A 15,304-nucleotide genomic window follows, 5' to 3' on the forward strand; every position below is an offset into this window, starting at 1 on the left:
CTCCGCCGCTTGTGCGGGCCCCCGTCAATTCCTTTGAGTTTTAACCTTGCGGCCGTACTCCCCAGGCGGGGCACTTAATGCGTTAGCTGCGGCACAGCGGGAGTCGATAACCCGCTACACCTAGTGCCCATCGTTTACGGCTAGGACTACCAGGGTATCTAATCCTGTTCGCTCCCCTAGCTTTCGCGCCTCAGCGTCAGTCGCAGTCCAGGAAGCCGCCTTCGCCACTGGTGTTCTTCCAAATATCTGCGCATTTCACCGCTACACTTGGAATTCCACTTCCCTCTGCTGGACTCTAGCCTACCAGTTTCAAATGCAGTCTCCCAGTTGAGCCGAGAGTTTTCACATCTGACTTAATAGACCGCCTACGCGCTCTTTACGCCCAATAAATCCGGACAACGCTTGCCCCCTACGTATTACCGCGGCTGCTGGCACGTAGTTAGCCGGGGCTTCTTCTGTAGGTACCGTCACCTTGCGGCTTCGTCCCTACTGAAAGAGGTTTACAATCCGAAAACCGTCATCCCTCACGCGGCGTTGCTGCGTCAGGCTTTCGCCCATTGCGCAAAATTCCCCACTGCTGCCTCCCGTAGGAGTCTGGGCCGTGTCTCAGTCCCAGTGTGGCCGGTCACCCTCTCAGGTCGGCTATCCATCGTCGCCTTGGTAGGCCGTTACTCTACCAACTAGCTAATGGACCGCGGGCCCATCCTATACCGCCGGAGCTTTAGTTATCAGAACATGCGTTCCGACAACAACATCCGGTATTAGCCCCGGTTTCCCGGAGTTATCCCAGAGTATAGGGCAGGTTGCCCACGTGTTACTCACCCGTTCGCCGCTAAGCACCTTCTCAATCGACCCCGAAAGGTTTCATGAGACCGCTCCGCTCGACTTGCATGTGTTAAGCACGCCGCCAGCGTTCGTCCTGAGCCAGGATCAAACTCTCCATTGAAATTGTGTGCGGTACAAGACCGCAAACTTTTCTAAAGAGCTTGAACGCTCATTAAAAACTTTTTGAATTCGTCGCCCGCATCTCCCAGGGATTAAAACCCCTGCAAAACGCGAGCTGACGGGTTCCACGCTTTCGCGTGTATTTTGGTTTAAATCTTAAACCTTACTGGCATTTCCACTGTTCAGTTTTCAAAGACCAACTTTGCAACAGACGGTAATGTACCATGCCATTCTCCGGCTGTCAACACCTTATTCCAGTCTTCCTATGAAGGTGTTTTTACGACAAAAAAATTCGCTGTGGAGTTTCCTCTCACAGCGACAAGTCTCAGGTAGGATTGCTTGAGCAATCATACTTATTCTAACCTATACTTGTCGCCTCCGAGATAAATTGTCAGCAATATTCAACAACTCCACGGAAATTTACTGCAAGAAGCAGCATTAATAAATATAGCACCAGCGAGAACCGTTGTCAACTAGATTGTTTGAGAATTTCGTGAGTTTACAACGCGTTTTGCGACCGGTTGCGAGGATTTCGCACTCCGTTGCTCGCTGCTGCGTAAGGAGTACTTTACCAGGTTTAAAAATATTGTCAACAGTTGTTTCGGAATTGTTAAATTTCCCGGTAAGTCCTTAGGTCGGCGCGGGCACCAACCTTTGTGCTGCAGCGAGATTTTATTTTCCTTGTTAATACATTAGCAGAACCGGATCGCTAATTTGGGCCGTACACCTTCAGGCGCGCGATGCGCCGTTTGCCCACCTGGATGATATCCCCGGTTTTCGGTATGACTTCCAAACCCGGATCTTTTATTATTTCTTCATTGTACTCGCCATCGACATGATCTAAGTACCTTACTCCGCCGCCTTCTATAAGACGCCGGGCTTCACCGTTTGTCTTGGCGAAATCTGCAGCCGTCATAAGCTTAACGATCCATATACGCTTATCATCGGTAAGCATATCCGGGGTTATCTCGACCTCGGGAATCTCGGCGCCGATAGCCGCAAGCCGTTCTGCCGCCGTCCCGCCCTCGACCTTCTTAAACTTTGCATCAAATATCCGCTCGGCTTCTTCGGCCGCTTCGGGGCCATGATAGATAGATATAATATCTTTTGCGAGACGCCTTTTTACCTGGTTTGGATGAAGAGTGCCATCTTCCAGGCCTTTTTCGACGCGGTCTATCACCTCGCGCGGCTCGTTCGTACAGAGCCGGAAATAGCGAACCATGATAAAATCCGGGATCGACATGATTTTGCCGAACTGTTCCTCGGGGGGCTCGGTCAAGCCGATATAGTTGCCTTTGGATTTGCTCATGCGAACATAGCCGTCGGTGCCCTCAAGGATGGGCATAGTGATGACGACCTGCGGCTCCTGACCGGCCCAACGCTGCAAATCCCTTCCGGCGAGCATGTTGAATTTCTGATCGGTGCCGCCCGTTTCAACGTCGCAGCCAAGCTCGACGGAATCGTAGCCCTGCATCACGGGATAGAGAAACTCATGCAGGCTAATCGGGACCTGTGCTGCAAAACGTTTGGCGAAATCATCGCGCTCAAGCATCCTGGCCACGGTAAATTGCGCCGTAATTTTAAGAACTTGCTCAAACGGCATCGCTGAAAACCAGCGACCGTTATAATCGATGATCGTTTTTTCGGGGTTAAGGATCTTAAATGCCTGCTCGGTATAGGTCTTGGCATTGGCCTGGATTGTCTCGGCAGGAAGTTGGGGCCTCGTTGTCGAGCGCTCCGTGGGATCGCCCACGCGCGCGGTATAATCGCCTATCAAGAGCTGCACGATATGACCCAGATCTTGAAATTGCCGTAGTTTTCGCAGTGGAACCGCATGTCCGAGGTGAAGGTCCGGGGCGGTCGGGTCAACGCCGTACTTTACCTTGAGCGGCGTATCTGTCGCGACCGCACGCTCGAGTTTCTGCTTGAATTCTTCAACCGGGATTATCTCCTCGGCGCCATCTTGTATGATAAATATTTGCTCTTCAGCCGATTTCATTCCTACCCCCGCATGTTAGCGCCCCTTTCGCCCCTACGGGCTCCAGCAACGACAAAATATAAGAAATCGTAACACCTGCATATAGATATGTCCAGCTCACCGATTCCCGCATTCACCGTTCCTTTTATGCTATAATCCATCAAGAAAATCATTGTAACCTCTACGAGGAAGTAATGTCTCGAGCCAGGATAAAAAGAGCTAAGCTGAGGGCACAGAAGAAGCGTCGGGTTCACGCTGTTCTCGTGCTCAGCGCCTTAATAATCATACCGGTCCTTTTGGTTGCCTTGGGTGGCCTTGTCGCTACCGCTGAAATAATGATTGGGCTGCCAAAACTCAAAAACCAGGACCAGATCCAAAACTGGCAGACGACTAAGATATTCGCATCGAACGGCACGCTCCTTACCAATCTCTATTACGAGCAAGACCGCGTTGTTGTGCCGCTCTCTGAGGTATCGCCATACCTGCAGCGTGCGGTCATCGCAATTGAGGACGAGAGGTTTTACAAGCACAAGGGATACGATCCCGAGGCCATTGCACGCGCCTTCTTTACCAACCTCGCCAGCGGACACACCGTGGAAGGCGCGAGCACCATCACCCAGCAGTACATCAAGAACACCATCGTCACCCGCGAGAAAACATTCGACCGCAAGATAAAAGAAGCGGCGCTGGCGAACCAGTTGGAACAGAAATACACAAAGGCCCAGATCTTAGAAAAATACCTCAACACGATTTATTTCGGGCATAGTTGGTACGGTGTTGAAACAGCTTCTAATAATTACTTCGGCAAACGTGCGAAGGTGCTCTCGCTTCCCGAGGCGGCCACGCTTGCCGCAATCATCAAATCCCCGAACGACTTCTCGCCATACGCACATTTGGTAGAAGCTAAAGAGCGCCGTGACCTCGTTCTTCACCAGATGGCGCGGCTCAAATACATAACGCCGCTGGAAGAATCGCAGTCGGTGGCCGCACCGGTAACGGTAAGACCGATAACTAAGCCGGCAACACCCGCACCATATTTCGTCGAATACGTAAAACAAAAGCTTATCAAGCGATACGGCGAGAATGTGGTCTTTAAAGGCGGCCTGCGCGTATATACGACGATTAACTTAACCACGCAACAGCAGGCAGAGCAAGCTGCATGGACTACCCTTAATCGCCCCAACGATCCGGCCGCCTCGATTGTAGCCGTCGAGCCGGCAACCGGGTATATACGGGCGATGGTCGGCGGGCGCGATTTTAATAAAGATAAGTACAACCTGGCCACTTCACATAATCGCCAGCCCGGCTCATCGTTTAAGCCTATTGTATTCGCAGCCGCTATCGAAAATGGTATTTCTCCGTTCCAGGAATATAGCTCTTCGCCGGGCGATTTACCCATCGGTGGCGGCCAAACCTGGCATGTCGATAACTATGTCGAGGGAAGCGGCGGCCCTCCGATGCCGCTCCGGGATGCCCTGGTGCGCTCGGTCAACACCGTGTTCGCGCGTCTTATCCTCGATGTCGGGGTAGACAAAGTCACCGAGGTCGCAAAGAAGATGGGGATGCCGGAGTGGGTCATCAACCAAAATCCGGCGATTGCGCTTGGGGGGTTCACCAATGGACCAAGTCCCCTTGATATGGCGAGCGTATATTCAACACTTGCGAACGGTGGAAAGCATTGCCCGCCTGAGGCCATCACCAGAGTGACAGATGCGTCAGGCAAAATCATTGACCAATACGTGCCGAAGCCGCAGCAAACCATAAGTGAAGCAACCGCCTACATCGTTACGGATGTGCTGCAAGACGTCGTCAGGTATGGAACGGGGACCCGGGCCAGGATAAGCAGACCCTGTGCGGGTAAAACAGGAACCGCCTCGAGTTACAGGGACGCATGGTTCTGCGGATACACGCCGGGACTTGCGGCGGCTGTATGGGTCGGATATCCAAAAGGCCAGATATCTATGTATAATGTCCACGGTATACGCGTTGCCGGCGGCACCTTCCCCGCGCAGATCTGGGCGCGATTCATGTCGAGAGCAACCGCAAAGATGCCTAAAGGTAATTTCGTAAAGCCGCGCGGCGGCATCGAGAACGTCCTGGTTTGTACCGAGTCGGGGTTGCTTCCCAGCAAATATTGTCCCGATGTCGAATACCGCCCATTCTTAAGCACCAAAGTTCCCAATCAAAAATGCCCCTTGCATAAGTCCCCGGGCATCGTCGCAATACCGAGCGTTGTCGGGTTACCCGAAAGGGCGGCTATCGATAAACTGGATAAAGCCCACTTTGGACATAGCTCCACATACAGGGAAGATATCAGGGGTGTTCGGGGTGTCGTAACAGCGCAGGTTCCGGCTGCCGGAGAAAGGGCCAGGCAAGGCGTGGTAATTCAGATAACGGTTAGTACCGGCGGTGTCGGCTCATCATCCAAGGGTATCACCGTACCGGATATCGTCGGCCTGACGTCGGAAGATGCGAGACAGCAGTTAGAATCCAGGGGCTTAAAAGTCATTGAAGTCACATCTTCCCCGTACGAGCGCGGACGTGCGAAACGGAATAAAGTGGTTTCCCAAAGTCCCGCTGCAGGCGCGACGCTGCCATACGGCCAGCCTGTAACAATCTATATCAACCGCCGGAACTAACGAAACCACTAAGGGGCAGAAGAGTACGACATCTACTCTTTCTCGCCCGGATACGCAATCCCAAGATGGCTGCAGGCCCGCTCGGTTATAACACGACCGCGTGGAGTACGCTGGATAAAGCCGAGCTGTAGCAAATACGGCTCGTAGACATCCTCAAGCGTTTCGGGCTCTTCGCCTATCGATACGGCCAGCGTGTTAAGCCCAACCGGGGCGCAGCTAAATTTCTCAACCATAGTCTCAAGTATCTGGCGGTCAAGTCTATCGAGACCGAGGGCGTCTACTTCCAGAAATGCAAGAGCCCGGTCTGCAATATCCTTATCGATGCACCCATCCCCTTTAATTTGCGCATAGTCGCGCACCCTTTTAAGGAGACGGTTGGCGATTCTGGGGGTCCCCCTCGACCGCCGTGCTATTTCAAGAGAGCCGTAGGCATCGATCTCGACGCCAAGAATTATAGCGGAGCGCCGGATAATCCCGTTGAGTTCCTGGTCGGTATAGTAATCAAAACGGCAGTTTACCCCAAACCTGTCCCTCAGGGGCGATGTTAAAAGGCCCTGTCTCGTCGTCGCACCTACAAGGGTAAAGCGCGGCAGCTCCAACCTCAGCGAGCGTGCGGATGGACCTTTCCCGATGATGATATCGAGCTCAAAATCCTCCATCGCCGGGTAGAGCACTTCTTCTACTTGCCTGCTCAGGCGGTGTATTTCGTCGATAAACAGCACGTCATTGGGCTGCAGGTTGGTGAGGATCGCCGCCAGATCGCCGGCCCGTTCGATCGCCGGCCCGGAAGTTATCTTAATGCCGACCCCAAGTTCATTTGCAATAATGCCTGCCAGGGTAGTCTTCCCGAGCCCGGGGGGACCGCTTAAGAGCACATGGTCCAGGGCCTCATCGCGGCCCTTCGTGGCGGAAATAAACAGCTCAAGAGCGTCTTTCACCCACGTCTGCCCGACGAATTCCTCAAGACGCCTCGGCCGCAAACTGCGCTCATAATCGATATCTTCTTCTATAAATGACGTTGTCGTAATCCTGTCGTCGTCCACGGTTTCCTCCCGCCTAGCCACCCAGAGCTATTCACTGGAAACTAGAAAAATACTATCACGAAACTACGAAACTCTTCTTCGGGTTTTTTTCTCATTGTACGCCCGAAGGGAATCGTCGATGACCTTAAAGGCTTCTTCCCTTGATTCCCAGCCTTCGATACCGGTCTTCTTTGCTTCCAGGTCCTTATATATCTCAAAAAAATGGCTTATCTCGCTTAACAGGTGGGGAGGGACTTCCTCCAGGTTGTCGATATGATTCCAGAGCGGATCGGCGACCGGAACGCAAAGAATCTTATTATCCGGCCCCTTTTCATCCCACATCTTAAACAGCCCGATGGGTTTTGATTCTATCAGGCACCCGGTAAACGTCGGCTCTGTGACCAGCACGAGCGCGTCGAGCGGGTCGCCGTCCTCCGCAAATGTATCGGGTATAAAGCCGTAATCGGCCGGGTAATGGACCGAGGAGAAAAGCAAGCGGTCGAACCTAAACATACCCAGCTCTTCATCGTATTCATATTTATTACGACTGCCCTTGGGTATCTCGACTATGACCATCACGGTTCTTAAATCCCGCTCTCTAACCATCTTTACCATACCCTTTCCTTAAGATAAGCCCCAAATATGGCGACGTATCGCGTTTGATTACATACAGACCAGATAAAGTCTTTTAGGTTAAATGTAACCAAAGCTCGGGTCCCGAAACATATCAGTTTTTTACCAGGTTTTTTAAAGCATGTTTAATGAGCGCCTCAACGGCCACCCCTGCCCCATCGGGCGTAAAACCATCCAATGCCTTTTTCGCTTCGGCAGGCGTGTAGCCGAGGCCAAGCAGCGCGCTTCGCGCCTCCTCGTAGACCGACCTGTCCTTTACGGAAGCCGTCGATGCAAGCCCGCTCTCGGTTAATGTCAGCTTCTCTTTAAGCTCAAGCACGAGACGCTGGGCGTTCTTCTTGCCTATCCCCGGAATGGATGTGATGAGGGCTATATCCTCGCCTACGATGGCCTGTTTTAGGGAGTCGACATCAAATGAAGAGAGGATCGCCAGCGCCACCTTCGGACCGATGCCGCTGACCGAGATAAGCTTCTCGAAAAGTTCGCGCTCGGCCACCGACATAAAACCGAACAACTGCAAGACATCCTCGCGCACGTGCGTGTAGGTATAGACAAAAACCGGCTCGCCCCGCTGCGGCATGGCCGCGAGTGAGTTGTTGGACATGGACACCCTGTATCCGACACCGTTTACATCGATATCGACTGTTCCGGGGCTTTTATCCTCAAGCTTACCTCTCAAGAACGCTATCATCCAAAGCTCTCCTGGTTATCGTATTCGACCGGTACGAGTGCGCGTGGCATATCCCGAGGGCTAACGCATCCGCCGCATCGTCCGGTTTTGGGATTTCGGTTAAATTAAGGATGGCCTTCACCATCTGCTGTACTTGCGCCTTTTCAGCCCGGCCGTAGCCTACGACCGCCTGCTTTACTTGAAGCGGCGTGTACTCTGCAACAGGCAGACCCCCGTCGGCGGCGACCAAGAGACAAACGCCGCGCGCCTGCCCCACGGCCAGCGCGGTACGCACGTTCTGGTTGAAAAAGAGCTGCTCGACCACAAAACAATCGGGCCTATGCCTGGCTATCAGGTTTTTTATCTGGTCGTAAATGCTCTGCAGGCGAAGCTCTGTGGCAACTTTGGCCTCGGTCGAGATTATCCCGTAGTCCTTGACTTTAAAGCGGTTTCCTTCATATTCGACGACACCGTAACCGGTTGTCGCCGTACCGGGATCGATTGCGAGAATAATCATAAGCTGCCTTTCAAACTGCGAATTCAAACTTCAATATGCCGGTAGTATCAATCATCTTCTGTTACTGCTGTCTACATTCTAGCGCAAACCACAACGACATCGCTAATCGAACATTTGTTTGATTATAACAAAAAAACAGCCAACCGCCAACGGCTGACTGTTTGTTCTCCGGACCCTGCTACAAGCTGGCAAGCTCCTCCAACACCTCCGCCGGGATATCGAAATTGCTGTAGACATCCTGGACATCGTCGTTGTCTTCCAGGACATCAACGAATCTCAGCACCTTCATGGCATCCTCTTTGTCCAACTTCACGGGGTTTTTCGGAACCATCGCGATTTCGGCAAGCTCGATCGGGATGCCGTGCTTTTCAATCACATTTTTTACGAAGTTAAGTTCGGTGGGGTCGGTCGTAATCTGCCACTGATCGTCTTCGCTGGTCATATCCTCCGCTCCGGCCTCGACGGCAAGCGTGAAGAGTTCGTCCTCGCCTATTGGGTGACTCTTATCGACCGCTATGATACCTTTGCGGTCGAACATCCACCCGACCGAACCGGATGCCCCCAGGTTGCCGCCATATTTAGTAAAGACATGGCGGACATCGGCCGCAGTACGATTACGGTTATCCGTCATAACATCGACCATGATGGCGACTCCGGCCGGGCCAAATCCCTCATAGGTGAGTTCCTCGTAGGTTTCCGCGCCCAACTCGCCCGCGCCTTTTTTAACCGCCCGGTCGATGTTGTCCGCGGGCATGCTGTAGCTTTTCGCCTTTTCGATCGCGTTGGCAAGAGCCGCGTTCATATCGGGGTTGCTCCCGTTGCGAGCAGCGACCATGATGGCTCGGCTCAGCTTGGCGAACAGTTTGCCGCGCTTGGCATCCTCCTTGCCCTTTTTGTGTTTAATCGTCGCCCACTTAGAATGCCCTGACATTAGGCCTCCTTCATCATAATCAAAAAGTATTTATGTACCCTTGCGTCCCCGGTTAACTCAGGATGAAACGCCGACGCAAGAAGATTCCCCTGTCTGGCCATGACTTTTATGGCACCACGTTCAATAGTATCAAATTCGGCAAGCGTGTCGACACCCTCACCCACCGACTCGATCCACGGGGCGCGAATAAAGACCGCCTTGAAACTGCCGATGTCCTTGATCGCAAGATCGGCCTCAAAGCTTTCACGCTGCCGGCCGAACGCATTTCGCCTGGCCTCGATATCCATCAGTGAGAGCAACGGCTGGTCGCCTTCTGTGATTGTCTTCGCTAGAAGAATCATGCCCGCACATGTGCCGTAGATCGGCTTGCCCGCGGCATGAAAGTCGCGGATAGCATCGATGAACTCGTACTCGACCATCAATTTACCGATTGTCGTGCTCTCGCCTCCGGGAATGATCAAACCCGCGATTTCCTTCAGCTCGTGCGGCCACTTTATAGCCGCACCGGCCGCACCAAGCGCCTCAATATGCTGTATATGCTCGCGCACCGCGCCCTGTAGGGCCAATACGCCCACTCTTACATTATTCAAACGTTATCATGCTCCTAATAGTAATCTCAAAAAAAACGCCAGTTATATAAACGACGTTATAAGGAGTCAGAATTCAGGAGTCAGAATTCAGAATTTATTTCTGTTCTTCTGGATTCTGCCGAAGATAATTACCAGCCGCGTTCCTGCATCCTCTCGGAATCCGGGATCTGGCTGATCTCTATGCCGACCATAGGCTCGCCGAGGTCTTTCGACACCTTTGCGAGAAGCTCGGCATCATTAAAATGCGTTGTCGCCTGCACGATCGCTTTCGCACGCTTTGCCGGGTCGCCGCTCTTGAATATGCCCGAGCCGACAAACACGCCATCCGCGCCCAGCTGCATCATAAGCGCCGCGTCGGCCGGGGTCGCAATGCCGCCCGCCGAGAAATTCACAACCGGCAATTTACCGTTATCATGTATCCATTTTACCAGGTCATACGGGGCTTGAAGGTCTTTGGCCGCGGCAAATAGCTCGTCATCGCGCAGCCCCTTGAGCCACGAGATCCCTTCACGGACCGAGCGCATGTGGCGGACCGCTTCAACGATATTACCTGTCCCCGGCTCACCCTTCGTCCTTATCATCGCCGCTCCCTCGGATATACGCCTCAGCGCCTCGCCGAGGTTTCTGCAGCCGCAGACAAACGGTACTTTAAAATCCCACTTGTTAATGTGGTGCTCCTCATCGGCCGGGGTCAGAACTTCGCTTTCATCGATGTAGTCCACACCGAGGGCCTCGAGTATCTGGGCCTCGACAAAGTGACCGATTCTGGCTTTCGCCATAACCGGAATCGTCACCGTACCGATGATCTCTTCGACCTTTGTGGGATCGGCCATACGCGCTACCCCACCGGCCGCCCTTATATCCGCTGGAACCCTCTCGAGCGCCATAACGGCCACAGCCCCGGCGTCCTCGGCGATTTTTGCCTGTTTTGCGTCGGTTACGTCCATAATAACCCCGCCCTTTAACATCTCAGCCAGGCCTGTTTTTACTCTCAGTGTTCCGGTCTCAATCATGTATCTCTTCTTCCTTTCATACACCACGAATTTAAATCCCTAGGTACTGGTTTATTTAATCTCATTAAACATCGGTCCGTCGACAAAATAATCTGCAATGGATCAAAATTCCATACTCTATAAAAGCTCCAATGTCTATTGTTCCATTGTTCCATTGTTCTGCAAAATCATCAAAGATGATTTTGCTTTATCATACTAAAACAAATACCTGGTCGCAACTGTACAAGGGGTTACAAAAGTGGCTAAAACGGCTGGCGTTGGGCACATTGCGTATCTATTTCTGGCAGACCGGGCAGATATGCGTTCCCCGTCCGGCGACTTTGGTTTTCTTGATCTCACCCGGACAGCTGTTAACGCAAGGCTCCCCCGTCCGGCCGTACACTTTAAAAAAGCTCACGAAATTGCCCTTGTTCCCGAAGATATCCACATACGTGGCGATAGAACTGCCGTGCTCCTCGATGGCCTTGGTCAATATCGACCGTATCCCCTCGTAGATGCGCCGAATCTCATCCCCGGAGAGTGAACCGGCAGGCCTCGTCGGCAATACACCGGCATGAAACAGCACCTCGTCGGCATAGATATTGCCGATGCCCGCAACGAACGACTGGTCCAACAGGAGCGCTTTTATCTTGGCGTTCGCCCTGCGCTTGAGCATCTCCTGAAATCTTCCTAAGGTAAATTCACCGGATAAAGGCTCGGGGCCAAGATGACTCAGCTCGGGGGCGGTAGCAATATCCCCCTTTATTAGTTTGACATAGCCGAATTTGCGCGGGTCTCTGAAACGAATCTCATGACCGTTATCCAGCGTGAGAATAACCTGAGCTTTTTCGCGCTCGGGATATTCGACCGGCACATACCGGATACTTCCCGCGATCATCAAATGAAAGAGCAGAGAGAGCGGCGAATCGCCGGAGGAAAGGTGAACGATCACCATCTTGGCCCGCCTGCCGACACCGGTTATCGTTGCTCCGTCCACGCTCTGCTCGAATTCTTCCGAAGGCATCCTGAGCACCCTTGGCACCGATACCTGCACATCCACGATCTTTCGCCCGACAACCACTTTTTCGAGTTCCCTGCGTATCGTCTCCGCTTCAGGCAATTCCGGCACACATATCACCACACTTTATCAAAAGCTCTAATAAACGCTTTTCTTAACGTACTTTTGCTTTCCCTTTTTTGTAACACGATAAAAACAAATAAGCATACATTCCCTCACATCGTTCGCCCAAGGGCTCGCAGGGTATTTATCAGCGTTTCGTGTTATCCTGGTGTCCCAAAGGGAATAAGATATACAGCAGGCATACAGTGAGGATACTATGCTTTTACCAATTCGAGACGATAACCCGACAAGACGGTTCCCAATAGTTACGGTCGCCCTGATCGCAATAAACATAGCGATTTACATATATACGCTGACACTACCGGATCAACAGGCGCTCATAGAATTTTATAATCGCTATGCGCTCTTCCCGAAGGCCATCGCGACCGGTCATCCAGTCGCGCCAAACGAGATACAGCCGGTATATTTATCGCTGTTTACATCGATGTTCTTACACGACAGCCCGCTACCGCTTCACATCGGCTTTAATATGCTCTTTTTATGGATTTTCGGCAACAACGTAGAGGATATGTTCGGCCGCTTTAAATATATAATCTTCTACCTCTTGGCGGGTATCGCGGGGTCGCTTTTACAAATCGCCATCGACCCGAATTCAACGGTCCCGAACATCGGGGCAAGCGGCGCCATCTCCGGCGTTCTCGCCTCCTACTTAATACTATTTCCAAGCGCCCGGGTGCTGACGGTCATACCGATAATATTTTTCTTTACCGTCGTGCGAATCCCCGCCATCGTGGTAATCGGCTTCTGGTTTCTCCTGCAGGTATTCTCGGCCTTCTTCGGTGTGGGCGGCGCCACCAGCGGAGGTGTGGCCTATTTCGCCCATATCGGTGGTTTTGTCGCCGGCCTTCTTCTGACACTGCTCGTTCCCCGGCACAAACACCGGCTGCCGCAGCAGTTTTAGCAGGAAAGGGCAGAAAGCGATTGGGTCGGCAGAAGGTTACCGGCAGATTAAACAGCATGGTGTATACGGTAAAATCTTTGCTATACTATAAGAGTTGTTAAAAGATATGCTCTCTGGATTGAACTTGCAGAAATAAGTAGTCTTGATTCAACGTCTTCGCTCTATTTTAATCCTGAGTTCTAAAAGTTTTGATATTATAACGGCATTTAAGTATCCTATTACCTAGTGCCAGAATCTAATAGCTGATTTAATAGCTGATCTAAATGATGATCGAACCTTTACCGGAAACTCTAAGCGTATAATCGCTGATTAATAATCGGTCGGAAGTCCGACCGGTTGTCAATAAAAAAGTTTACGACGGCTTTCAAATTTTGAAGCTCTGGGAGGAGATATTATTGAAGAAATATGCATCAGCGAACATCAGAAACGTGGCCCTGGTAGGCCATGGCGGAAGTGGCAAAACAACTATTGCTGAGGCAATGCTTTTTACCACAGGAGCAATCAGCAGGTTCGGTAAAGTCGACGAGGGCAATACCACGACCGACTATGACCCCGAAGAGGTACGGCGCAAGTTTTCAATCAACGCCTCCCTTGCGCCCTGCGAGTTTAACAACCACAAGATCAACGCAGTCGATACCCCCGGATATGCCGACTTCATCGGCGAAGTATATGGTGCCCTGCGTGCCGTCGATATCGCGGGAATCGTGGTCGACGCAGTTTCAGGCCTCGAGGTTCAGACCGAGCGCGTCTGGGGCATTGCAGACGAATACGGCCTGGCAAAGATAGTCATCATCAACAGAATGGATAAAGAGAACGCCAACTTTGATGAAACGCTCAGGGTAATACAGGAAGTCTACAGCGACAAAGTCACCCCCCTTCAAATCCCGATCGGGAGCGAAGCGAACTTCAAGGGTGTCATCGATGTTTTAAAGCAAAAAGCATATATAACGAACGGCGGAACTACCTCAATCGAGGATGTTCCCGCAGATATGGCCGATGCCGCTGCATCCGCTCGCGAGGCGCTGATCGAGCGAATCGCCGAGAGCGATGATGCACTAATGGAGAAATACCTCGAGGAAGGGGAACTCTCCGATGCCGAGGTCGTGTCCGGTATTAAAAAAGCGGTTGCATCGGGCGCGGTGATTCCCGTTACGGCGACTGCCGCCTTTACCTCCATTGGTATCGATGGTCTCCTCAACGCGATCGTCGATTACCTCCCCTCTCCCGTAGACAGGGGCGCCATAAAGGGAATCAGCCCGAAAGGCGAGGAGGACATCGAAAGAAAGCCATCCGAGTCGGAACCCCTCGCAGCACTTGTGTTTAAAACAGTCGCCGACCCGTATGTCGGCAAACTCAGCTACTTCAGGGTTTTCTCGGGTAGTTTCAAGGCAAATTCAACGGTAGCCGATTCGAGCCGCGGCAAAAAAGAGCGCGTCGGCCACGTATTTGTCGCCCGCGGAAAAACACAGGAAGACGTTACAGAGCTTCCTGCAGGCGATATCGGCGCTGTCGCCAAGCTTGTCGATGCGATGACCGGTGATACGCTCTGCGATGAGGGTAAAGCTATCATACTTCCCCCCGTTAAATTCCCCGAGCCCGTTATCTCTGTGGCCGCTGCCGCTACGACTAAGGGCGACGAAGAAAAGCTGGGCACATCACTCAACAGGCTCGCCGAGGAAGATCCCACCCTTACCGTTAAGAGAGATGTCGAGACCCACCAGACGGTACTCTCGGGAATGGGCGATATGCATCTCGACATTATTACGGAGAGGCTGAAGAGAAAATTCGGGGTCGCGGCCACGCTTTCTGCGCCGCGCATTCCGTTTAAAGAAACGATTAAAGGTAACGCCGCAGTCCAGGGCAGACACAAAAAGCAATCCGGTGGCCGTGGCCAGTTCGGAGACGTCTGGATCAAGGTCGAGCCGCAAACACGGGGCGAAGGCTTCGTGTTCGAAGACAAGATCGTTGGCGGCGTCGTACCCCAGCAATACCGCCCGGCGGTCGAGAAAGGCATCAGGGAGGTCATGGATCAAGGCATCCTGGCGGGATACCCGGTAGTCGATATCAGGGTAACCCTTTATGATGGCTCTTACCATGCTGTTGATTCCTCAGAAATGGCCTTTAAGATCGCGGGATCGCTTGCCATCAAGAAGGGTTTCATGGACGCCAAGCCGATTCTACTCGAGCCGATCATGAGGGTCGAGGTAGTAGTTCCCGACCAGTACATGGGAGATGTCATCGGCGACCTCTCGAGCCGACGGGGCAAGCCGCTAGGTTCTGAGCCGCGCGGTCGCAATACCGCCATTAACGCGCTAGTCCCCCTCGCGGAGATGTCGACATATGCC

At 52.5% G+C, this 15,304-nt stretch carries 12 protein-coding genes and 1 rRNA gene; 3 read left to right on the plus strand and 10 right to left on the minus strand.

The annotated features are described in order from the left end of the window. Together ACYC56_RS06585 and tyrS are read right to left on the minus strand one after the other, a co-directional pair. A 16S ribosomal RNA gene (locus ACYC56_RS06585) occupies positions 1 to 946 on the minus strand; the annotation flags it as partial. Between the two features lie 708 nt (positions 947 to 1,654). Further along, on the minus strand, positions 1,655 to 2,944 hold the full coding sequence (gene tyrS, locus ACYC56_RS06590) for a tyrosine--tRNA ligase (protein ID WP_461373384.1): 1,290 nt from the start codon (positions 2,942 to 2,944) through the stop codon (positions 1,655 to 1,657). A 173-nt stretch (positions 2,945 to 3,117) separates the two neighbouring features. Here tyrS and ACYC56_RS06595 point away from each other — a divergent pair, with 173 nt between their 5' ends. Then, entirely contained in the window at positions 3,118 to 5,562 is a 2,445-nt protein-coding gene (locus ACYC56_RS06595) for a PBP1A family penicillin-binding protein (RefSeq protein ID WP_461373385.1), read from the plus strand. Positions 5,563 to 5,594: 32 nt separating this feature from the next. Here ACYC56_RS06595 and ruvB read toward each other — a convergent pair whose 3' ends face one another. The 8 genes from ruvB to mutM form a co-directional block, all read right to left on the minus strand. Then, positions 5,595 to 6,605, minus strand: a complete 1,011-nt coding sequence (ruvB, locus tag ACYC56_RS06600; protein WP_461373386.1) for a Holliday junction branch migration DNA helicase RuvB — start codon at positions 6,603 to 6,605, stop codon at positions 5,595 to 5,597. 63 nt (positions 6,606 to 6,668) lie between these two features. Next, complete coding sequence (locus ACYC56_RS06605) at positions 6,669 to 7,199, minus strand: inorganic diphosphatase (RefSeq protein ID WP_461373387.1); 531 nt, start codon at positions 7,197 to 7,199, stop codon at positions 6,669 to 6,671. A gap of 112 nt (positions 7,200 to 7,311) precedes the next feature. Next, positions 7,312 to 7,908: a Holliday junction branch migration protein RuvA gene (gene ruvA, locus ACYC56_RS06610; protein WP_461373388.1), complete on the minus strand. Its 597-nt coding sequence runs from the start codon at positions 7,906 to 7,908 to the stop codon at positions 7,312 to 7,314. After that, on the minus strand, positions 7,886 to 8,404 hold the full coding sequence (ruvC, locus tag ACYC56_RS06615) for a crossover junction endodeoxyribonuclease RuvC (protein WP_461373389.1): 519 nt from the start codon (positions 8,402 to 8,404) through the stop codon (positions 7,886 to 7,888). The genes ruvA and ruvC overlap by 23 nt, the downstream gene beginning before the upstream one ends. A 178-nt stretch (positions 8,405 to 8,582) precedes the next feature. Then, entirely contained in the window at positions 8,583 to 9,335 is a 753-nt protein-coding gene (locus tag ACYC56_RS06620; RefSeq protein ID WP_461373390.1) for a YebC/PmpR family DNA-binding transcriptional regulator, read from the minus strand. Next, positions 9,335 to 9,925: a pyridoxal 5'-phosphate synthase glutaminase subunit PdxT gene (pdxT, locus tag ACYC56_RS06625; RefSeq protein WP_461373391.1), complete on the minus strand. Its 591-nt coding sequence runs from the start codon at positions 9,923 to 9,925 to the stop codon at positions 9,335 to 9,337. Before pdxT ends, ACYC56_RS06620 begins: the two co-directional genes overlap by 1 nt. A gap of 128 nt (positions 9,926 to 10,053) precedes the next feature. After that, positions 10,054 to 10,938 (minus strand): pyridoxal 5'-phosphate synthase lyase subunit PdxS, encoded by an 885-nt coding sequence (pdxS, locus tag ACYC56_RS06630; RefSeq protein ID WP_461373392.1) that lies wholly within the window; start codon positions 10,936 to 10,938, stop codon positions 10,054 to 10,056. Between the two features lie 274 nt (positions 10,939 to 11,212). After that, positions 11,213 to 12,046, minus strand: a complete 834-nt coding sequence (mutM, locus tag ACYC56_RS06635; RefSeq protein WP_461373393.1) for a bifunctional DNA-formamidopyrimidine glycosylase/DNA-(apurinic or apyrimidinic site) lyase — start codon at positions 12,044 to 12,046, stop codon at positions 11,213 to 11,215. Positions 12,047 to 12,254: 208 nt separating this feature from the next. Here mutM and ACYC56_RS06640 point away from each other — a divergent pair, with 208 nt between their 5' ends. Both ACYC56_RS06640 and fusA read left to right on the plus strand, forming a co-directional pair. Further along, positions 12,255 to 12,959 (plus strand): rhomboid family intramembrane serine protease, encoded by a 705-nt coding sequence (locus ACYC56_RS06640; RefSeq protein ID WP_461373394.1) that lies wholly within the window; start codon positions 12,255 to 12,257, stop codon positions 12,957 to 12,959. Positions 12,960 to 13,354: 395 nt separating this feature from the next. Continuing rightward, positions 13,355 to 15,304 (plus strand): elongation factor G (gene fusA, locus ACYC56_RS06645; RefSeq protein ID WP_461373395.1); only part of this gene is annotated, 1,950 nt, incomplete at its 3' end.

The organism is Candidatus Aquicultor sp. (assembly GCF_054640775.1).